Genomic DNA, 23,379 nt, shown 5'->3' with positions numbered 1-23,379 from the left:
CGCTGTGAAGAAGCCAGACCTCACCCGGGAGATGATCGAGGCCGGTGCCGTCGATGCAATAATCGCCAAGGATGCGCCCACGCTTCGAATCCTGTCTCAGGCGGAGCGCGAGGCGTCGTTACTCCTGACGCTGGCTGCCAAGCCGCGGGAAAGCGTCTGGCTATTCGGTTATGGCTCCCTGATCTGGAATCCATCGGTCAATTTCGTAGAGCGTCGCGTTGCGCGGGTGACTGGGTGGCACCGCGCCTTCTGCTTGGCCACTCCTGCCGGTCGCGGTTCGGCCGATAACCCCGGTCTCGTGCTCGGACTCGATGAAGGCGGCGACTGCGAAGGCGTCGCCTTCCGGATCACCGGTGCCGCTGTCGATGCCGAACTGGCGATGCTCTGGAAACGCGAGATGGTGTCCGGGGCTTATGTGCCGCGCTGGCTTGGCCTCCGGGACCGTGAGGGCAAGGAATTTGGCTGCGGGATCGCGTTCACGATCGATCGCGGCAGCAGCCAATACGACGGACTTCTCAGCCAGGAGCAGATGGTCCGTAGGCTCGCAACAGCGTCTGGCGCACTAGGTAGCTCGGCAGATTACCTGTTCCGGACATGCGAGGGATTGCGGTCGCACGGCATCCACGATCCCGAACTCGAATTGCTGCAGGCTGAGGTCGCAGCCGTGCAGTCGTTCGAGCAAAAGAATCCAGGTCCGATTGGCTGACTGATGCGACTGTATCCGAACGAGAGACACTCTGGCGCGTTTCGCGCGGTTTATCTTTCCATGGCGGTGGCTAGGTTCAGAACTGTCGAGAAGAGAGAACTTCCATGAAGGCATGCACCGCCAAGTTCGTTCGCGGACCCTGATCATAAACGGCACCGGTCAATGAGCCGACGGGCCTGTCCTTGAAGGTCGTCGCTTCCGGAACGGAAACTCTCTCAATCCAAACCGACAGAACACAAGCCGACGCTGCAAAGCGCCGAACCCTGCTGCTCGCCCATTTTTAGGAACTTCGAACATGACCTACGGACGCACCCTGACATCGCTGGCAACGGTCAGCATCGTGGCAATGATGCTCGCCGCGTGCAGTCCCAACGTAGCAGCACCGGTTGCCGATCCATCCGTCTCGGCCTCGACGCCGCTGGTGAAGGAAGTGACCGGTTGGGACACATTCACCGGCCGCCTGGAAGCGGTGGACACGGTTGCAGTCCGCCCGCGCGTGAGCGGCTACGTCGAGCGTGTCGCCTTCAAGGATGGCGATTACGTCCAGAAGGGCGACCTCCTGTTTGTCATCGACCAGCGCCCGTATGAGGCGACGGCGCAGCAGGCCCAAGGCCAACTCGCTCAGGCGAAAGCTCAGCTTGCGCTGGCCAATAAGGAATTGGCTCGCGCGAGGTCGCTGATCACCACGCAGGCGATCGCGACGAACGTTTTGGACCAGCGCACGGAGAACCAGCAGGGCGCCGAGGCTGCGGTAGACGTTGCATCCGCTGCGCTGGCACGTGCGAAGCTCGACCTTGATTTTACGCAGGTCCGTGCGCCAATCGCCGGACGCATCAGCCGAAAACTGGTCAGCGAGGGCAATCTCGTCGCGGGCGGCGATGCCAATGCCACGCTGCTGACGACCATCGTCTCTCTCGACACCATCGACGCCTATTTCGACATCGACGAGCAGAGCTACCTTCGCTACGGCCGCGCGGGCAAGGAAAGCAACCAGACAGTCGCATTTGCATCAGGAGGCGAAGTCGTGATGGCGTTGCCGGGCGACAAGACTCCGACCTTCAGTGGCAAGCTGAATTTCTCAGAGAACCGCCTCGACGCTTCGACCGGTACTCTGCGCCTGCGGGCGCGTATCGCAAATCCCGGCCACGTGCTCACGCCAGGTCAGTTCGTCCGTGTGTCGCTCGCCGCAGAGCCCGCTCATCAAGCCGTCCTGGTGCCAGCCTCTGCCGTTGCCAGTGATTCATCGCAGCAGGCGCTTTACGTCGTCGGCAGCGACGACCGCGTGACCGTCCGGAATGTCGAACTCGGCCGCATGTTCGGCAGAATGCGCGAAGTCATTCGGGGGCTGGAGCCCACCGACCGCGTCGTCGTGTCAGGACTGCAGCGCGTGACGGCGGGCGCCAAGGTCACCGTGCGCATGGAAGCCATCAAGCCAGAACAATTCGCATCAAAAGGAGACGTGCTGTGAACCTCGGACAACTCTCTGTACGGCAACCGATCTTCGCGATCGTGCTGTCCATCGTCACCGTCATCATCGGCGGCGTTGCATACTTCACGCTACCCGTAACGGAATATCCGGACGTGGTCCCGCCGACGGTCGTGGTCTCGACCATGTATCCCGGCGCCTCCGCGCAGACCGTCGCCGACACCATGGCGACGCCGATCGAGCAGGAGGTCAACGGCGTCGAGGACATGCTGTACATGTACAGCCAGGCCACTTCCGACGGCGGCCTGAACCTGACGGTGACCTTCAAACAGGGCACGAACCTCGACAAGGCTCAGGTTCTCGTTCAGAACCGCGTCGCACTCGCCGTGCCAAGATTGCCTCAGCCGGTTCAGCGGAACGGCATCTCGGTGAAGAAGTCTTCACCGACCATCCTGAGCGGCGTGTTCTTGTATTCACCCGATGGCAGCTATGACCAGCTATACGTTTCGAATTACGCTCTGCGCGCTGTCGTGGACGTGCTCAAGCGCATTGACGGTGTCGGTGACATCCAGCTCTTCGGCGTTCGCGAATATTCCATGCGTGTCTGGCTCGATCCGGATCGCGCAGCGTCGTTTGGCATCACGCCTGCTGACATCACCAAGGCGATCAATGCCCAAAGCACCCAGGTGGCCGGTGGCGTTGTCGCGGAGCCACCCGTCGCCGACCAGGCCTTCCAATCGACCCTGATCTTCGAGGGCCGGATGAAGAAGCCCGCCGAGTTCGGCAACGTCATCGTTAAGGCCGTGGACGGCGGGCATATCGTTCGCCTGAAGGATATCGCGCGGGTCGAACTCGGGGCGCTGACCTATTCCACCGGAGGTTACCTCGGCGAGAAGCCTGCGGTTGCGCTGGCCATGCTGCAGCGACCGGGCGCGAACGCGCTGGCGACGCAGGACGCGATCGCCAAGACAATGGCCGAGCTTTCCAAAGACTTCCCGAAGGGCATTGCCTACGATATCGGCTATAATCCGACGGGCTTCATCGCGGACAGCATCCACGAACTGGTGAAGACCATCTATGAGGCGATGGTGCTAGTCGTCATCGTCGTCGTGGTCTTCTTGCAGGGCTGGCGCCCGTCGATCATCCCGATCCTGGCTATCCCTGTGTCACTGGTGGGCACCATGGCGGTGATGGCGGCGTTCGGGTTCTCCATCAATAACCTCAGCCTGTTCGGCCTGGTGCTCGCCGTCGGCGTGGTCGTCGATGACGCCATCGTCGTCGTCGAGAACGTCGAGCGGCACCTGTCGGAAGGCAAGACCGCCCGCGAAGCGACCCTGCTAACGATGCGTGAGGTCGGCGGCGCGCTGGTCGCCATCGCATTGGTGCTGGCATCGGTCTTCGTGCCAACGGCGTTCGTGCCGGGACTGTCCGGCCAGTTCTTCCGTCAGTTCGGCATCACCATCGCGGTGGCCACGGTGATCTCGCTCTTCAACTCCTTCACGCTGTCACCCGCGCTTTCGTCCATGATGCTGGAGCGGCACGCCAAACATGGCGGAGGAGGGCGTATGCAACGCCTCGGATCGAAGGCTGCCGACCGGTTCAATATCGGCTTCGAAAAACTTTCGCAGATGTACGGCTCGCTCGTCATCCATCTGGTACGCCATTCGAAGGTGATGCTTGCCGTCTATGCGGTGCTGCTGGCTGCGACCGGCTATCTGCTGATCGAAAGCCCAAAGGGTTACATTCCCGCCCAGGATCGCGGCTACATCATCGCGATCCCGCAGCTTCCCGCTGGCTCTTCGCTGGAGCGCACGACCGAGATCGCCAAGGAGGTCGGGCGCATCGCACTTGAGATTCCGGGCGTCTCGCATCTGCCGACCTTTGCGGGGTTCTCCGGGGCCACCCAGACGATCTCGTCGAGTTCGGCGGCCGCCTATGTCGTTCTCAAGCCGTTCGAGGAGCGCATGAAGCACGGTCAGACTGCAGCCTGGATCCAGGCTGAACTGACCAAGCGCGTGGCCTCAATCGACGGCGCGAACATCCTGATCGTCCAACCGCCGCCGGTGTCGGGCATTGGCAGTGCAGGGGGCTTCTCGCTGAGGCTTGAAGACCGCACCGGGTTAGGCACGGCAGTGCTTGCGAAAGCGACCAACGATCTCGTTGCCGCTGCCAATGCGGCACCCGGTCTCGTCGGCATCTACACGACGTTCTCGGCAGGAACGCCGCAAACCAAGGTCGAGCTGGATCGTGAACGCGCCGAGATGCTGGGCGTCCAAAGCCAGGACGTGAATGCGGCGATCGAGACCTATTTCGGCTCAAGCTACATCAACGACTTCAACATGTACGGTCGAACCTATCACGTCACCGCGCAGGCCGATCTCTCGTTCCGGAAGCGTGCTGAAGACCTCACGCGGATCAAGGTCAAGAATGCGGCAGGCGACATGGTGCCGCTCGGCAACGTGGCCACCCTGGTCGATACATTCGGTGCCGATCGCGTGCCGCGTTACAATCTCTATCCGGCAACGGAAGTGAACGGAGATACGCTGCCCGGCGTGGGCGCCGCATACGGTGTCGCCAAGATGGAGGAGCTTGCCAAGCAAATCCTGCCACCCGGCATCGGCTTTGAATGGACCGACCTGAGCTACCAGCAGACCACGACCGGCAACATGGGCCTGCTGATTTTCCCGCTGTCCGTCGTGTTCGTGTACCTCGTCCTGGCAGCGCAGTACGCAAGTTGGAGCCTGCCGCTCTCGATTTTGCTGATTGTGCCCATGTGTCTGCTGTCGGGTTCGGCTGGCGTCCGAATGCTAGGCGGGGACATCAACATCCTGACGCAGATCGGCTTCATCGTCCTCGTCGGCCTGGCCGCCAAGAACGCGATCCTGATCGTCGAGGTCGCCCGTCAGCTCGAAGATGCTGGCAACGGCATGGTGAAGGCTGTTGTGAAAGCCGCGAGGCTTCGCCTCCGTCCGATCCTGATGACATCCTTCGCGTTCATTCTGGGCGTCCTGCCGCTCGTCACGTCGTCCGGCCCGGGTGCCGAGATGCGGCAGGCGATGGGCATCGCGGTCTTCTTCGGAATGCTGGGCGTGACACTGTTTGGCTTGGTGTTTACGCCGGTGTTTTACGTCGTCGTACGACGTGCGTTCGGTGTTAAGAAACTGCACGCCAAATCCTCTGTTCAGACGCACGCCGCGGCGGTCTGACGATTGGGTTGCGCCCATCCGCCGTGTCCCGGCGGGTGGGCGCTCTGTCGTTTGCTGGCGCTAAACGTCGCGAAGGCGTCACAAGGCACTTCCGCGAATACTTGAGCGCGCTTCCATCACGTCCTCAAGAACTCAGTGTCATGGACCGTAATTTATCTGGAGCCTGACCGTGAAGACTTCTTGCGCTGTCGGGCGTCGACCATGTCTTGAACAGTCGCTGATAGGCAGTCCGCGTTGTCGCAATACACTCCAAGCCACGACAGAAAGAACAGCAGATCCCATAATAGCGGCGGCGACGTTGGCGACGAGCGACCCGTATCTGAATGCGGGAATGATCGGGCCACCCAAGGCGCCTAATAGGGCGGCCAATGCGACGTGGGGCCAAGGCCTGAGCTTCATATCTAAGTTTGCACGAAATCCCATACTTTGGCCCTTATTTCTATCCGAATTAACAACACGTCAGGCGAGGCAATTGTCCATTCTCTGCGCGAGAGCGTGTAGGTTTAGCGCGATTTAGCGTCCGGCAAATATTTTAAGGGATCATTACGATTGAGCTCTCTCTTCAGTTCATAGTGCTCCCGCATTTGCTGTCGTTGCTGAGCTGTTCGAGAGAGATTCAAACTCCAATACCCGACTGCCGAAACAGCAGCCAACACCCCCGTCAAAATCAGAATGATCTCGGTCCGTGATAGCCCTCCGTTGTTCAACTCGATGTGCCTTCTATCTTTCTCAGCCGCTGTGTGGATGAACCAACACTTCGGGCATTCATATGAGTAAATAGACCATTCAATGCGCGTGCGGATGCGTTGGCTGACGTTGCCGTTCTGAAGGGGGTCATCTGAGCCGGGCCCAGAGCGGCGCTATGATGTAATGGGCTCCGGGTAGCAGTGCCGCGCCGAGCAGCAGGCCTACCACGCCTGACCCAGCCGCGGTCGCAGTCCAGATTGCGGCGCCGGCGATCGCCGGCAGGGCACGTGCTGCCAGTGCCGCGGCAGATGCGATCAGGTGTTCGATGCCCGTCAGCCCGTATTCGGCAAGGCCGTGGACGATAATGCCGCCGCCGACCCAGATCATCGCCGCGGTTCCGACGCCGCCGAGCACGCGCAGGAAGTACGGCATGCCGCGCACCAGCGCGCGTCCGAAAGCGGCCTTGATCCGCCCCCACGGCGACGCTGTATCGCCCTTTGCCAGGGCTAGGCCGATATCATCAGCCTTCACGATCAGCGCGACGCCGCCATAGACCATCACCGTAATGCCGATCGCCACCAGAGCGAGCACCACTGCGCGAATGACGAAAGGCCCCGGCGGTATCGCCGCCAGTGTGATGGCCATGATTTCCGCCGACAGGATGAAGTCCGTCTTGATCGCGCTGGCGACCTTGTCATCTTCCATGGTTTGAGGCTCGGCTGCCGGCGTCCGAACTTGATTGGCGTCAGCCGCATGGTGGGGGAGGACCGCTTCGACCACCTTCTCGGTGCCTTCGAAGCAGAGATAGGCACCACCGATCATCAGCAGCGGCGTGATGGCCCATGGCGCAAAAAGACTCATCAAAAGTGCCGCCGGCAGTAGAAACAACAGCTTGTTGCGCAGCGAGCCGACCGCGATCTTCTTGACGATCGGCAATTCGCGCGCGGCGTTGAAGCCCGTCACGTAACGAGGAGTAACCGCGGCATCGTCGATCACCACGCCCGCCGCTTTCGCGCCGGCCTTAGCGGCCTGTCCGGCAACGTCGTCGACCGAAGCTGCAGCCACTTTCGCAAGGCTGGCAATATCGTCGAGCAGCGCGATCAGTCCAACGCTCATACAGACTCCGGATCTTTAAGCCGCAGCGCGGCAAGCTCGTCATCGCAAGCCAATAAACGCGGCAAGATTAATGGAAATGAAGTAAGCGCGCCAACAATGATGAGATGGCAACTCGCTCCGACCTTCTCGCCTGCGGCCCGTGCTTCGCATTTGTTCCGGATGCCTCAAGTTCCTCATCGGTCAGATGTTCAATGCCGATGACGAATTGTGAGCGGCGCTGTTCGGCTGAGTGACGCCGCAGCGGATCGTCCGAAGCACGAATTGGCTCGCCGACGTGGTCGAGCTCGACAAAGCGGATTCGTGCTGAAGGAAGGTACCGCCAGTGCGCTATTCGTTTACGAGGACCTCATAGTCGCCTGGCTCAATGTCTATGCTCTTCGACCCATTTTCAATCGGTGGCGGAAGCAGTCTGGCATCCAGCCATTTGACCCGATGGCGGGGAGGCGTCACGGGAAAACGGTCAGGAGCGTGGAGGCCGTTTTGGAAAAACGACCTGATCAGTTTTACGGATCTTGACGTGCGGCCCCCGATCAAGCCATCGATTCAGCAGAGCGTTCAAACGAACGGGGCGAAGAAGGCTCCGGCAAGCCCCAGCCAGCCTTGGGGTTGAATAATAGACACAAGAAGAAGCGCTGATGCGAGACTGCGCGAATCAACCAATAGCTTTCGCGTTCTAAAATGGTGTCGCTCAAGATTGGTTACGCGACGCTCGGGGCGAACTAGTCTCGTTCAACACGATTGTGTCGAGGGCGGGTGTCGTCACAGGGGGCCCTGCGGTACTCGACGAGCAGCACCCGAACGGAGATCTGCTTTGGCGCAATTACGTCGGCTGGGGCAGTGTCTTTCGTCGGCCATCCGGCTTCAGGTCCTCGCGCACTATCGCAATCAGATGGCGCCGTCTAATCTGCCCACCACCCTTCCGGACGTACCCGGGCGGTAGGTCACAGACGTGATCCACGGAACGTCTTGCGATGACTTTGGCGATCCATGACCGCTTTTGATGCGGAGGCGCACGGGGGAAGCAGGACTTGGTGGCTTCTTGAAGTTTTTTGTTATGCCGGGGCGGCTCGCGTCAATGCGAACCTCCGTCATTTTCTCCGCTGGTCGTCGACCTCTTTTCATTATCGGCTCAGTGCTCAGTTCGTTCGCTCCTGAGCACGAGCATAATAGCTGGCTGTCGCTTCCTTCCCGACCAGGGGTTTGGTCTCGAAGGTCAAGACGTACATGGGAGCGTGCAGAACGGCTAAGCGGCTCCCTGACTTTCGGCGCGTCGCGGCCGGGCGAGGGACCGGGGGACGTTACGAAGCAGAAGTCGCCGATTGACTAGCGAGCTCGACAACGAGGTTCGCGTGTTATTTCTCCTCGCTTATGGTCGCTGTTTCAGCGCCTTGTGTCGACAACTTTGGGCTATCGTCTCGACCCCATGCGCACTAGTGAACAGCTGCCCCGCCTCGCTCATCCAGCTTTTGGGCCGCAATGACAACTTCTAGGCGATTTCGAACGTGAAGCTTCTGCATCAGCAGCGTCATGTAGTGTTTCACAGTCTTCTCGCTAATGCGGATCGTAAGCGCGATTTCCTTGTTCGTTTTTCCATGAAGGAGGAGGCGAACGATTTGCTGCTCGCGAATGCTCAGTTTCACGGCTTCGGCAGCCCGACGCCGTAATGATGTATCTCGCAAGGCGGCAATGACGCGGCTGGCAAAATGTTGTGTGATGTAGGTTTCGCCGGAATGCGCAGCTGTGATGGCGTCGATGAGCTCGCGTGAGCTACTGCCTTTCAATACATAGCCGGTGGCGCCGGAGTCGAGTGCACGTATTGCTGAATCGACACCCGTCGCCGCGGTGAAGGCTATAACCTTTGTCGAAGGCGAAGCGCAAATAGCTGCCGACATTGCAGTATAAATATCGCCCGGCATATTCAGGTCGACGACGATGACTTGCGGCGTGTTTCGTGTGCAAATATCGACCACATCATTCGCACATATGCCTGTAGCAACGACGTCAAATCTACCGGACCGCAGAAGCAGTGACGATATCGCCTCAATCATTAATGGATGATCATCCACCAAAGCGACGGACATTAAACTCATTACAAGCCCCACAAATCGCTGAGGAATTTTAAATCAAGCAAGACTAATATGTACAAATACGCATGCTAGTGTGCATGAACAATGAGCTAAACTGTGCACGCTTTAGAGGCGTTGTAAATGTCAAATTTAACTTAGCGTTAAGCTCCGCGCTGGCTGATTATACGTTGCTATTTAAGGTTGCGCGGGGGTCGATATTTTTGATATTGGAAGCGTTACGGTCACTGTCATACGGTCATCTTGCGGTTCCACGAAGAAGCTGCCGCCAAGCGCCGTCACTCTCCTGCGAAGGCCCAACAGCCCGAGCCGCGCGCCTCTGCCAGACGAAGGTTTCGTGCTGAATTCGGTGATCCCGCTGTTGCCCACAATGATCGTCACAGACGATGCATCCCGGAACGCTGTCACATGTTGGTCCTGGCCGTCTCCATGCGCATATGCGTTGTTCAGACATTCCTGAACCACACGAAACACGCATACTTGAAGTGACTGTTCTGGACGGAAAGATAATGAATCGATCTCGCATGTCACATTGGTCGCCGTGTTTCGTTCGTGGCGCCACACTGCGAGCTGAACTGTCTCGGCGCAGGTGAGCCCGTCAAGCTCAGGCAACACGAGGCCGGTTGAGATGTCGCGCAGTTCTTTGAGGATATTGGAAGTGAGGTCTATAACGTTCGTCAACAATACACGTGTCGCGTTCGGATTTGTGTCAGCAAGTTCGCTCAATTTAAGTGCCAAAACGCTGGCGAGTTGAATGGGACCATCGTGAAGATCTTGTCCGATTTCTCCTAACAGGCGTTCGTTGGAGTGCATGGCGGCAAGTTGTACGGCTTCGGAAGTGCGGCGCAACTGATCATTCTGCGCTGCAAGTGCTTGAGCCTCGTCAATTCGTTTTTGAAGCGAGAGCCGCTGACCCGAAACAACGGCATTGGCGCGCCATACCGTCACAAACAGTATGATCATCATGGGGGCGGTAACGGCGCCGACAATGCTGGCTGTGGTCACCCTCATCGTCTGTAGTTCGGCGGTGAAGCGCGCTCCACTATTGTATACTTCTCCGACTGCAATGATGTCGCGACTTCCCGTCGCATAGATTGGTGCGTAAATCTCGATCAACGGTCGTTCGAATGGCTGTTCTGTCTGATGTTCTGCATCGTCCGTATCCGCAAATCCGCCAAAAGCCTTACCGACAAACGCCGCATCCCGTTCGGCAGATGGAAATTTCTGCCCGATGAGCCGCTTGTCGGTTGCATAAGCCAACGTACCATCTCGTAACCAGACCTTTAGCGCCTTAGTGCGCTCACCGATGGTTGTCTTAAGCAGATTGTCCAGTGTTAGTGCCGTGCTGGAAGTTAGCGTCGAGGACGTTGCCAGCTCTTGTAGGGAGGGGCCAAGGAATACGTCGACTAGAATCGCGCCTTCCTCGGCTGCCGTTTCCATCATGCTCGTCTCAAGCTGGCGCGAGATGAAGTAAGCGAGCATCGTCATGGAAATGACGATCGTCAGCGTGGCGGCAATGAAGAATTGTCGAAAGAGGCTTGATTTGTGACCGATATCGAGTCGGTGCCAGATCATTTCGAGGTTCCGCTTTGGAGAATAATCGAGTTAATGAAATCGCATTTGATGTCCTGATAGGCAGAATGAGAAATCGACGGGTGGTGCCGGATAAAGCCGGATTTTTTGCATTTTTTTGAAAGCGATAACTAAGCGAAAGCATCACGATTGAAACTGTCGCATCTATCCTTCCGCCGGACCGCGAGCTATTCCGCAATGCTAGCTCGCCGATGGTCGGCTCCGATACAAATTTAAATACAGATCATTGGGCGGACGCACGGATCCAAAACGCGTTTTCCTGCACCCAAGACCATTGAATGTTCTCCCGGTACCGACACAAGGTCGTCAGACCAAGGTCCTATCGTGATTGGTCTTCAGTCCGAGTGCTGCTCGGACCTTGTCCCCTAAGCAATTGAACAGGCCGACCCTAGCGTGGATCTGACGCCAGAGGGGCCAGCCATGACCACCAGCTTCATTGTGAACTCCGTTTGGACATAGAAATTTGTCGGACGGAATAGTCGCAGACGGGCTCAAGGGTGAAACGACTTACATAGGGAGAGCATAATGGCCAATTATATCAAGAGCGATCTGGAATTCATTCTAGAGCAGATCAAGATCGCCGAGAAGCACGCCGCCTATGTTGCCAACCCGGATGATCCGAACGCTGCCCCGCTCTATGGTGTAGGGGATGCCGGTCAGATTGGCTCGGTTCCCGCCTATACGCTGAGCCTTGGGCTGCGCACCGTCGACGGTTCATACAACAACCTGTTGCCGGGCCAGGAACATTGGGGCGCGGCCGATCTGCCATTCCCAGAATTGCTCGATCCGGTGTTTCGGCCGGCCCAAACCATCCCGCCCGGCTTCGGCCCCCCAGTGCCGACCAACTACAATCCCTCCAACAATCCTGGTTCGATGGTCTTCGACTCCAGTCTGCGCACAATCTCCAACTTGATCGTCGACCAGACCCTGGGCAATCCGGCAGCCATCATCAAGGGTTTGCAGGTTGGCGGTCTCGTGGCCGCGGACCTCGCCAACGTGGCCCTGGTGCAGGCCATTTACGACGTTTACAAGCCGGTCTCCAATGCGGAATACCAGTCGCGCGTTGTCATGGATAATGCCAAAGCAGCGGCAAACGCCCTCAGCGATGGCAATCCGGACACACCTCCGACACCCGCCGAGCAGACTGCGATAGATACGCTGGCAGCGGCGACTGCCGCGCACGATGTCGCGGTTGTCAATCTTGAAGCCGCGAGCATCGTTCGCGATGCGGCGCTTGAGCCGTTCGGAATCGTCATGGATGGCGATAACGTCAGAGTAACCAACGTGGCACCTGACGCAGGCCTGTCGGCTCCATTCAATTCTTGGTTCACCCTGTTCGGCCAGTTCTTCGATCACGGCCTTGATCTCGTGAACAAGGGCGGCAGCGGCACAGTGTTTGTTCCGCTGCAGCCGGACGACCCGCTTTATGTGGCGGGCAGCCCGACCAATTTCATGGTGCTGACACGCGCTACGGTAGGCCCCGGTGCCGACGGCATCATGGGAACGGCCGACGACACCCGCCCGGTCAACACCACAACGCCCTTCGTTGACCAGAATCAGACCTATACCTCGCACGCTTCGCATCAGGTTTTCCTGCGGCAGTACGCGATGGGTGTGGATGGCAAGCCGCACGCCACTGGTAAACTCATCGAAGGCGGAGGCGCTCAGCCGGGCGGCATGGCCACTTGGGCCGAGGTCAAGGAACAGGCCAAGATGCTTGGCATCCTTCTGACCGACCAGGATGTTGGCGCTGTGCCACTGCTCCGCACCGACGCCTACGGCAACTTCATCCCAAATGCCGCCGGGTTTGCCCAGATAATCACCGGCGTTGGCGCCGATGGCGTTCCCAATACTGCCGATGACGTCGTCATCTCCGGCACCTTTGCCGCCCCGGTCGGCCTCGCCAGCGCAATCCGCATCAATGCGGCATTCCTGGCAGATATTGCCCATGACGCGGTGCCAAATGGCATTGCGGACGGCGACATTGAAATCGGCCTGCTGAACCCCGGCAACAACCCGGCGGTCTATGACAACGAATTGCTTGATGCGCACTTCATCGCCGGTGACGGCCGTGTCAACGAGAATATCGGCCTGACTGCCGTGCATCACATTTTCCACTCCGAGCACAACCGTCTGGTCGAGCACACCAAGGAAATCGTGCTCGCCAGCAAGGACATGGCCTTTATCAACGAGTGGCTGGACATCGATCTGACGCAAGCGCAGGTCAATGCCATCCCGACGAACCCGGCCGCCCTTGCAGCCCATGCCGCTACCTTGACCTGGGACGGCGAGCGCTTGTTCCAGGCAGCCAAGTTCGGCACTGAAATGCAATATCAGCATACGGTGTTCGAGGACTTTGCGCGCAAAATCCAACCCAATATCGACTTCTTCGTAGTTCCGGACGGGTATCACGCGGACATTAACCCGGCCATCGTGGCTGAGTTCGCCCATGTGGTTTACCGCTTCGGCCACTCCATGCTGACCGAGCAGATCGACCGGCTGGATGCTTCGTTCACCAATGATCAGATCAGCCTGATTGAAGGCTTTCTCAACCCGATCGAGTTCGATACGGGCCACACCGTCGCCGACAGCATCGCCGCTGGTGATATCATCCGCGGAATGACGCGCCAGGTTGGCAATGAAATCGACGAGTTCGTCACCAGTGCCCTGCGCAACAATCTGCTGGGGCTGCCGCTCGATCTGGCCACCATCAATCTCGCGCGCGGCCGGGATGCAGGCGTTCCTTCGCTAAATGCTGCTCGCCGCGAGTTCTTCGAGGCAAGTTCGCACGCGCCAGAACTCAAGCCCTACGATAGCTGGGTGGAGTTTGCCGGCAATCTCAAGAATGAAGCCTCGGTCATCAACTTCATGGCCGCCTATGGCCTGCACAGCTCGATTACTGGCGAGGCAACGATTGAAGGTAAGCGCGCTGCGGCGATGGCCATCATCTTTGGCACGCCACAGTCTATCCTCGATAACCCGGCGACTGCGGCGAATGAAGCCCGCACGATCAGCGTCCCGGCTGACGCGGAGGATTTCTTGAACGGCACCGGCGCGTGGGCCAGCTTGCCCAGCGGCGTCACGACCACCGGACTCGACAACATCGACCTGTGGATTGGTGGTCTTGCCGAAAAGATCCTGCCGTTTGGCGGCATGCTCGGCTCGACTTTCAACTTTGTGTTCGAAGTCCAGCTCGAGCAACTACAGGACGGCGACCGGTTCTATTATCTGCAGCGCCTGGATGGCATGCATTTCCTGTCGGAAATGGAAAACAACACCTTCGCCAAAATCATCAGCCTCAACGCGGACGCGGGCCATTTGCCCTCCGACGTCTTCTCGACGCCCGGCCTTATTCTGGAAATCGACCGGACCAAGCAATGGAATCCCGGCCTCGGTGAAACTGCCGGCCAAGACGGCATCCTACTGGACGATCCGAGCACAGCGATCGACGAATCCGCCGACAACCTGGGTAACGATCCGACCGGCGGCAGCATTCTTACCCCGCTGGTTATTCGTAATAACCCCGGCACGGTTGGCCCGGATTCGAACTACCTGAAATATACCGGCATTGAACACGTTTTGCTCGGTGGCACCAATGGCAACGACATCCTAATCGGCAGCGAAGGCGACGATACGCTCTATGCTGACGGCGGCAATGATCGGCTCGAAGGCGGCGCCGGAAACGACTCCTACTTCGGCGGCGACGGCGACGACATCATCACCGATCTGTTCGGCGACGACATTATCCGGTCCGGGGCAGGACACGATGCGATCAATGCTGGCGCCGGCGTCGATTTGATCGTCGGCGACGCGGGGCAGGACTTCATCGTCCTGGGTGCCGATATGCTTGACGAGGCTTTTGGCGGGGTCGGCAACGACTTCGTGCTAGGCAGCAAGACCACCGAGCAGACGCTTGGTGGCGAAGGCGACGACTGGATCGAAGTCGGCGCCTGGACCGGTGCGGTCGGCGATAACTTCGACGACCAGTTCCAGGCCGACGCGGTCAAGGGTCACGACGTGTTCCATGGCGATGGCGGCTTCGACGAGTTCATCGGCGAAGGCGGCGACGATATCTGGTTCGGCAGCCTTGGCCGCGGCAAGTTCGACGGCATGTCCGGCTACGACTGGACGATCTACGGCGACATGAACTTCGCCGTGGATGTCGATCTCGCCCGGCAGATACTTCCCGGCGTCCCGGTCCTTCCAGCTAATGTGGCACTGGATACATTCACCCAGGTGGAAGGTGCTTCGGGCTCGACCAAGGATGACGTGATCCGCGGTACCGACGTCACCGCCGCGGATGTGCCGACCGAAGGCTTCCGCGGCAGTGCCCTGGATGCCGAGGGCATAGCCCTTATCCAGGGTCTGCAGCAGCTGCTAGTTGGCGCCGGGGCAGCCTCGTTCGATGCCCAGGGCAGCTTTGTCGGGGGCAACATCCTCCTCGGCGGTGCCGGCAGCGACCTCATCGAAGGCCGTGGCGGCGACGACATCCTCGATGGCGACCAGTGGCTGAGGGTCCGCATCGCGGTCATGTCCAGCTTCGACGCCAATGGTCCGACCGGCAACACAGTCCTTAGCTACCATGACTCGATGACGACGCTGGTCTCTTCGGTTCTGTCCGGCACAGTCAATCCCGGCCAGCTCAAGATCGTCCGCGACATCGTCTCGGCCACTGGAGTTGGCGATACCGACACCGCCGTCTTCTCCGATATCCGGGCAAACTACACGATCACGGGTAATGCGGATGGCAGTATCCGGGTGGAGCATCTGATTCCAGATGGGGCAGGTGGGTTCACACCCGGCGGTCTGGATGGCATCGATGTCCTCCGCAACATGGAGCGCCTGCGCTTCTCCGACGTGGAAATAGACGTGCCGCGTCCGCCCACTGACATCCAGTGGAACGGTGTCACGCCGGGCAACACAACGCTCCCCGGGAACGGCACGATTGCAACCCTGAGCGCAGTCGATCCCAATGGTGCAGGTACCTTCACCTACGCCTTGCTGGCCGGGAGCAGCGCAGGCTTTACGGTGAGCAACGGCGGCACGGTGGCGCGCACCGGCGGCACCATGGGCACGAACGCCACTTACACGCTCAATGTCCGTGTGACGGACGACACCGGGTTGACCCGTGTCGAGACCTTCACGATCAGAACCGGATCGAACGCCAACGATACGATCGCCATAACGCTTACGAACGATCACATCATCTATGGCGGCGTTGCTGGCAACGACACCCTGAGCGGCAATATCGGCAACGATACGATATTCGGCCAAACCGGCAACGACACCCTGAACGGCAACGGTGGCAATGACACGCTGCTCGGCCAGGACGGCACCGACACGCTGAACGGCGGCATCGGCGACGACACCCTGACCGGTGGCGACGGCAACGATATCGTCAACGGCGGTGCCGGCAACGATACCATCCGCTACACATTCGGCGATGACACCGATACCGTGGACGGCGGCGCTGATATCGACGCGCTGGAAATCACCGGGACTGGCGGTGGTGAGACGCTCGACGTGTCCTTCAACGGCACGGCGCTTACCCTGTTCGAGGGCGGCACCATTGCCGGCGTTGAATCGGTTACGGCCGACCTGGCCGGTGGCACCGATACCCTGATCTATACGTCGGCGGGTTCCGTCACGGTGGATCTCAACAACGGCGCGGCATCGGGCTTCTCGTTCGTGTCGGGCATCGAAAACGTCACCGGCGGCGCCGGTAACGATACGATCACCGGCGACGGCAATGCCAATACCCTGCTGGGTCTTGGCGGTACCGACACCATCGAGGGCGGTGGGGGCAACGATGCCATCAATGGCGGAGCGGCCAACGATGCGATCCGTGGCGGTTCAGGCGCCGACACGATCACTCAGCTCAGCACCGACGGCCGCGATATCATCGATGGTGGCACGACCGCGATAACCGCCGGCCGGGATACATCCTCGGACACCTACGTGCTCACTGGTGTTGCCGCTGCCGAAGCCTTCCGTATCTATACAAGAGCGGCATGGGGTGCTGTGGCGGGAAATAACCTTTCCTCGCTCGCCGCTGGCACTGAAATTGTGATCACACGTAACGGCACCAACAATGCCTCGGTCATTGCCGAACTCGACAACATCGAGGAAATCCAGATCAACACCACCAACGTCACCGCCAATGACGGCGGCGGCCTGAACGGCGGTGCTTCGAGCGGCGACACGATCACGGTGATCGGCGACTTCAACCTGCCGAACACCAGCCTCAACTTCAGCACCATCACCATCGACGGCAATGTCGGCGACGACACCGTGGATATCACCGCCCTGAGTTCGGCGCATCGCATCGTGTTCCGCTCCAATGGGGGCCACGACACCATCATTGGAACTCTGCGTCCGCAGGATGTGATCGAACTGCCTGCAGGTACGACGGCCGCCGACTACGATGAGACGGTCACGAACGGCGTAACGACCCTAACTAACGGTGCCCACAGCATCAGCTACGTCGCAGCCGGCGCTGGCCCTCAGGTGGGTTCCGGCGATCACGACGATGATTGTGGTGGCGATGACGAAGACAACGAGGAAGCCGGGAATGCTGTCCCGTCAACCGGCGCAGTCCGAACCGGAACCCAGCAGATGGACGTGCTAGTCGGAACGGCAAGCGACGACAACATCATTGCATTCGATGGTGATGACGTCGTGATCGGCAATGCTGGAGCCGATGCGATTTCGGCGGGCGACGGTGCCGACTTCGTCAACAGCGGCGACGGCCGGGATGTGATCTTCGCCGGCAACGGCGACGATCAGGTGTTCGGGGGTAACCAGGCCGACATTATCTACGGCGAATCCGGAGCAGACCGTATCCTGGGTGAAGCAGGCAACGATCTGATCAATGGCGGCGCCGGAGCAGACACGGTGTTCGGCGGTGCCGGCGACGACCTGATCGTGGCGGAGGTGGCTGACGGCGACGATGTCTATTTCGGTGACGATAGTGAAGGCGGGACGGGGATAGATACCCTCAATATGTCGGCGATCACCGCCAACATCACCGTCAATATGGGCTCCGGCCCGGCCGCCTTTGCCAATGGAAGCGTATCAAGCTCGCAGACCGGTAATGACACGATCTGGGGCATTGAGAACGTTACAACCGGATCCGGGAACGATGTCATCATTGCGAGTAATGCCGTCAACGTGATGAACGGCGGTCTAGGTAATGACACGTTCACATTCACATCCGCGTCGGCCACTAACGGCGACACCATCCTCGGATTCCAGCCGGGCGACCGGATCGACCTCACCGGCATCGATGCCAATATGACTGCAACTGGCGATCAGGCGTTCGAGCTGATCAATGGTGCGGCATTCAGTGCCGCGGGCCAACTGGCTGTTAGCTTCGTGTCACGAGACGACGGTGACTTCACAATCGTGCAGGGCAACATCGATGGAAACACGGATGCCGATTTCAAGATCGAAATCGCTGGGCATCAGCAGCTGACGGCGGCCAACGTCGGGCTCTAGTCTGCAAGATTGGGAGCGGTGGATCGTTGATCCACTGCTCCCAACTCGTCCTCTTGAGTTTGAAATCCGGGCGGCATCACAATGGTAAAATCAAAAGAACTCACTCCCGCAAAACGCAGGAGCCTTGCAGAACTCACGCGCGGCTTGCGCGGAATCGTTATTTTCTTGTTCATCGTATCGGGGCTGATCAACGTTCTGGCTCTGACTGGCTCGCTATATATGATGCAGATCTATGACCGAGCCTTGACCAGCGGAAGCATACCGACGCTGGTCGTGCTCTCAGGTCTGGCTGTGGGGCTGTATCTGTTTCAGGGCTGTTTCGACGTCATCCGGTCCCAAGTGCTTGTTCGTGTCGGTGCCCGGATGGACAAGAAGATTGCGCCACTCGCGCACCGGGTCGCGATCGATATGCCGCGTTTTGGCTTTTCGACATCGGAGGCTCTTGAGCGGGGTCGCGATGTCGATACGGTTCGTGGTTTCCTGGGCAGTCAGGGACCGGCAGCACTGTTCGATCTACCCTGGATGCCGATCTATCTCGCATTCATCTATTTCCTTCATCCGCTGCTTGGTGCGTTGACGATCGCGGGCGCGCTCTTTCTGACGGTTATGACGGTTATCAGCGAAGTGCTGACAAAACGACTCAGCGTGTCAACACGCAAGGCGGCGCTCGCGCGAAACACGATTGCCGACTGCAATGCGCGCAATGCCGACGTTCTCAAGGCCATGGGCTTTGCCGGGCGAGCTGTGGGTCGTTTCAACGAGGCAAACGGCGAGCATCTGGAATTGCAGACCAAAGCCAACGATATCACAGGTACATTTGCAGCTGTCTCTCGGGTCTTCCGCATGATCCTGCAATCGGCGCTGCTTGGCCTTGGCGCATATTTAACAATCAAGAATGAATTGTCCGCCGGTGCGATCATTGCATGTTCGGTAGCCTCTTCGCGCGCGCTCGCGCCAGTCGATCTCGCGATCGGAAACTGGAAGTCGTTTATCGCAGCACGCATGGCTTATGCGCGGCTACGCGATACGGTGATCGCTCTTGCTGCCGCGGACCAGCCAATGCAATTACCAGCCCCGAGCATGCGTCTAACGGTGGACAAGGCGACCATTGCTGCCCCGGGATCAGGCCAAATTATTTTGAGCGATATCAACTTCGAGATCGAGGCGGGACAGGCGCTTGGAATCATAGGCCCCAGTGCGGGCGGTAAGACCACCATGGTGCGTGCACTGACCGGCATATGGCCGGTGCTGCGTGGAAGTGTGAGGCTCGACGGGGCCGATCTTAGCCAATGGCGCGAGGACGAGATTGGCCAGCACATCGGCTACCTGCCACAAGAAGTTAGCTTGATGGATGCAACAATCGAAGAGAACATCTGTCGGTTCGAGCCGCAGCCCGACTTTCGTAAGGTTGTCGACGCCGCGAAAGCGGCTGGCGTTCATGAGATGATCGTGAAGATGCCGTCGGGATATCGGACCCAACTGGGTCCGCAAGGCGCGGCTTTGTCCGCCGGTCAACGACAGCGCGTCGCGTTGGCACGCGCCCTCTATGGCAACCCCTTCATCGTCGTCATGGACGAGCCGAATTCAAACCTTGACGGCGAAGGCGAAGAAGCACTCACGCGAGCGATCGAGGGTATTCGCGAGCGCGGGGGGATCACGATCGTCATCGCGCATCGGCCAAGCGCGCTTGTGGCGGTGGACCTCGTCGCCATCGTACAGAACGGCCGGATGGTCGCTTTCGGCAATAAGCACGACATTATGACGCCGGGTCTGCAGGGAGCTGCCAAGCCGGTTACAGAAGATCAGCAAACAATGGTCAGGAGGCCAGCATGATTACAGCCAGGGCCACCAAGCAGGAATCCGGACCGGCGAAGCAGAGCCGCGATGATTTTGTCGAGAGCGACAACCACAAGGGAAGTCTTGTTCCGGTTGTCTTTCTTTTATTTTTGGCCAGTTGCGTAGCCTATCTGCGCAGCTTTCTGCCGATTCGCGTCGAAGCGCGCGCGGACGAAAAGCACGAACAGCCTAATAAAGAGAGCAGCGAAGACGGACGCGACAACGAACAACGCGTCGAAGGCGAAGCAGAATCAGAAGAGGACGTAACTGGCGGCACGGAACGGACGCGAGGATCGTCGAGATCCGATGCTCCGGTCCTGCCTAAATCGGAAGAGGGCGTACAGAACAGCTCCGTTACGCATGGGAATGGGCTGGAACGGCCACCTGTTGTGCACCTAAGTTCCGGATCATCGATCGATCCGGAGCGCCCGAAGGATGACCGGCCAGCGGGGCAGGGTGACACCGGGCGAACCGGCGGAGGCGGCGGAGGCGGCGGCGGCGGCGGCGGAGATGGAGACAGCAGAGGATCGGGCGCTCAGCCGCAAGGACCGCGTCCACCCCTGATCGACATTCCAAATCCCGGAGGCGTGAATCCAGAGACGGCGCGGAACAGGGCGCCGCGCATCAACGGTCCGATATATCTCCAAGACATATATGGTTGTCAGGCGTTCTTGATTTCAATGCTCGCTCTTCTGGCAGGCGCTAGCGATGCTGACGGCGACAGTCTTCGTGTTGTCGGCTTGTCTGCGAACTCTGGGAGCGTGAGCCAAAGCGCCGACGGCGATTGGTCTTTTGTTCATGATCAGGGAATGCTCGGACCGGTCAAGTTGACTTATTTCATCACTGACGGGTTCGTCGTTGTACCTCAAGTAGCCTATTTTAATGTCGTGGCAGCGCCACCGATTCTCGGAACCAGCGGGGACGACAATCTTCTTGGTACGCAATGCGCTGATACCATCAACGCTGGCGACGGCAATGACAATATAGATGCGCGCGAAGGCAATGATGTCATTATCGGTGGAGGGGGTGACGACCACATCGTCGCTGGGGCCGGCAATGACGTCGTCTATGCCGGTGCGGGAAATGATGTTGTGTTTGCAGGTTCTGGCGATGACATCGTCTTTGGCGGGGCAGGAAACGACCGGATCTACGGCGAAGACGGCGACGACAACTTGATGGGTGAACATGGCAATGATGTGCTGTTCGGTGGCGCAGGTAATGACATCATTCTTGCCGGTGCGGGGGAAGATCTTGCTAGTGGCGATCGAGGCAACGACACACTCGACGGTGGAGATGGTGACGATAGTCTCGACGGCGGCGATGGCGCGGACATTGTGATTGCCGGTGCCGGCAATGATTTCCTCACTGGCGGTGACGGTAACGATACACTTTTCGATGGTGTCGGCCGCGACACCGTTGATGGCGGCACGGGCGATGACTATCTAATTGCGGCTGCAGACGGCGAAGCGGACAGCTACGATGGCGGCGCGGGCATCGACACTTTGGATTATTCGACTGCGACATCCGGAGTTTTAGTCGACGTCGCAAATAATGCAGCGAGCGGCGCGGACATCGGAAACGACCAGATCGCGCGATTTGAAGCGGTGATTGGCGGAAGTGGCGGTGACACAATCACCGCTGGAGCGTGGTCGCTATCAATGGATGGGGCGGCGGGCAACGACAGATTGATCGGAGGAATTGGTGACGATGTCGTCGCGGATGGTGCGGACGAGGACGTCGTACAGACCGGGGAGGGCAATGATCAGGTTTCGGCAACCGCTGATGCTGCGAGTGATCAATACGATGGAGGCGACGGCTCAGATACACTGTCTTATGCCACCGCGACTCTCAGCGTCACCATCGACCTTGCGAATGGACGCGCGGACGGTCAGGACATTGGTCACGACCTGATCAATTCGTTTGAAAAGATCATTGGTGGAGGGGGGGACGATCGCCTGATTGCCGGTTCGGGATCCGTTTCCATGACCGGCGGCTCGGGCAGGGATCGTTTTGAGTTTCAACGCAGCGATGACGACCAGGAGCCGCTCCTGATCCGCAAGATCACCGACTTCACGGTGGGCGATCGCATTTTTGCGGCGACATACGAAATCGCCTATTTGCAAGAAACGGACGCCGGGCAGCAGATCGCGGATATGTTCGACGACATCTATTTGCAAGGCAATCAGGATAACCGACCGGTTCGCTTTCGGTTCGAACATCTGGATGAAGGTGAATTTACCGTGGTGGATGTGCATGACCGACCGGATTCAGACGACTTTTTCTCCATCGAAGTCGCCGGCCATCACCAGCTCCAGTTCACCGTTGCCATAAGCTAAAGCAGGCAGGACCTCGGATAATGAAACATTTTGACGCTAGACAGTTTGAGGCAGAAGTTGTCGCGCCGAAGCCCGTTCGCGGCAGTTCCTTCCGTATATGGCCGCGTGTCGTGGGAGGTCTTACACTCGTTCTACTATTGGTGGCCGGCTGCGGGGGATGGGCCGCGTTGGCAATGCTGGAGGGGGCCGTTGTCGCGGCGGGTGTGGCGAAAGTCGACCAGAACCTAAAAGAAGTTCAGCATAGGGATGGAGGTATCGTAAAGACTCTCGCCGTCCGGCACGGTGATTTCGTCAAGCAGGGGCAGATTCTCGCGACGCTTGATGATGTGCAGATTAGGGCCGAACACCTGATCGTACGGTCGCAGCTTGGCGAGTCCCTGGGGCGTCAGGCGCGATTGATCGCTGAGCGTGATAACTTGCCGTCCATTGAATTCCCTGCCGAACTTCCAGCAATCTCGACCTCAGTTGATACTGTGATTCTGGGAGAACGGCGCTTGTTTGCAGGCAACAAGCTTGGTCGAGATAGCCAGAAGGAACAGCTTGAGCTGAGCATTGCTCAAACCGGCGAAGAAATTAACGGAATGGAAGCGCGTCTGGCAGCTAAGGAGGAAGAGATCAAGCTCGTGGGCGTCGAGCGGGACAAGCTGAATGATCTTTTTGCCAAGCAGATCGTCGAATACACCCGCGTCTATTCGGTTCACCGGGATTGGGCGCGGATTCGCGGCGAACGCGGCGAAATCATCTCTAGCATCGCCCGTGCGAAGGTCCGGACTAGCGAAATTCGCGTACAGATTATTGCCGTCGATCAAAACGCCAGCACCGAGGCGCAGCGTGATCTCAGACTAATTGATGCCCGAATTTCTGAGTTGAACGAACGCAAGCTCGCCATCGA

Annotated in this window: 10 protein-coding genes; 7 read left to right on the top strand and 3 right to left on the bottom strand. The window is 58.9% G+C overall.

What is annotated here, in order from left to right; translation table 11 throughout:
- Positions 1–4: 4 nt before the first annotated feature.
- The 3 genes from AB8A38_RS29725 (at position 5) to AB8A38_RS29715 (ending at position 5,338) form a co-directional block, all read left to right on the top strand.
- Positions 5–706, top strand: coding sequence for a gamma-glutamylcyclotransferase (locus tag AB8A38_RS29725; RefSeq protein WP_439088643.1), 702 nt, complete (start codon positions 5–7; stop codon positions 704–706).
- Positions 707–1,001: 295 nt separating this feature from the next.
- On the top strand, positions 1,002–2,174 hold the full coding sequence (locus AB8A38_RS29720; RefSeq protein ID WP_439088642.1) for an efflux RND transporter periplasmic adaptor subunit: 1,173 nt from the start codon (positions 1,002–1,004) through the stop codon (positions 2,172–2,174).
- On the top strand, positions 2,171–5,338 hold the full coding sequence (locus AB8A38_RS29715; RefSeq protein ID WP_439088641.1) for an efflux RND transporter permease subunit: 3,168 nt from the start codon (positions 2,171–2,173) through the stop codon (positions 5,336–5,338). The genes AB8A38_RS29720 and AB8A38_RS29715 overlap by 4 nt, the downstream gene beginning before the upstream one ends.
- 834 nt (positions 5,339–6,172) lie before the next feature.
- On the opposite strand, the gene AB8A38_RS29710 is transcribed toward AB8A38_RS29715, so the two are convergent.
- The 3 genes from AB8A38_RS29710 to AB8A38_RS29700 form a co-directional block, all read right to left on the bottom strand.
- Positions 6,173–7,141 (bottom strand): DUF808 domain-containing protein, encoded by a 969-nt coding sequence (locus AB8A38_RS29710; RefSeq protein ID WP_439088640.1) that lies wholly within the window; start codon positions 7,139–7,141, stop codon positions 6,173–6,175.
- 1,430 nt (positions 7,142–8,571) lie between these two features.
- On the bottom strand, positions 8,572–9,231 hold the full coding sequence (locus AB8A38_RS29705; protein WP_439088639.1) for a response regulator: 660 nt from the start codon (positions 9,229–9,231) through the stop codon (positions 8,572–8,574).
- A 171-nt stretch (positions 9,232–9,402) separates the two neighbouring features.
- Positions 9,403–10,800 (bottom strand): sensor histidine kinase, encoded by a 1,398-nt coding sequence (locus tag AB8A38_RS29700; RefSeq protein WP_439088638.1) that lies wholly within the window; start codon positions 10,798–10,800, stop codon positions 9,403–9,405.
- Positions 10,801–11,343: 543 nt separating this feature from the next.
- Between AB8A38_RS29700 and AB8A38_RS29695 the strand changes: the two genes are divergently transcribed.
- From AB8A38_RS29695 to AB8A38_RS29680, 4 genes are all read left to right on the top strand, one after another.
- On the top strand, positions 11,344–18,315 hold the full coding sequence (locus tag AB8A38_RS29695) for a peroxidase family protein (protein ID WP_439088637.1): 6,972 nt from the start codon (positions 11,344–11,346) through the stop codon (positions 18,313–18,315).
- A gap of 81 nt (positions 18,316–18,396) precedes the next feature.
- Positions 18,397–20,148, top strand: coding sequence for a type I secretion system permease/ATPase (locus AB8A38_RS29690; protein ID WP_439088636.1), 1,752 nt, complete (start codon positions 18,397–18,399; stop codon positions 20,146–20,148).
- Positions 20,145–22,487: a calcium-binding protein gene (locus AB8A38_RS29685; RefSeq protein WP_439088635.1), complete on the top strand. Its 2,343-nt coding sequence runs from the start codon at positions 20,145–20,147 to the stop codon at positions 22,485–22,487. Before AB8A38_RS29690 ends, AB8A38_RS29685 begins: the two co-directional genes overlap by 4 nt.
- 20 nt (positions 22,488–22,507) lie before the next feature.
- Positions 22,508–23,379 (top strand): biotin/lipoyl-binding protein (locus tag AB8A38_RS29680; RefSeq protein WP_439088634.1); only part of this gene is annotated, 872 nt, incomplete at its 3' end.

The sequence above is a fragment of the Tardiphaga sp. 839_C3_N1_4 genome (genome assembly GCF_051811045.1).
In the GTDB taxonomy this organism is placed as follows: domain Bacteria; phylum Pseudomonadota; class Alphaproteobacteria; order Rhizobiales; family Xanthobacteraceae; genus Tardiphaga.
Note: the sequence above shows the minus strand (reverse complement) of the source record. Positions and strands in the feature narration are given on the sequence as shown.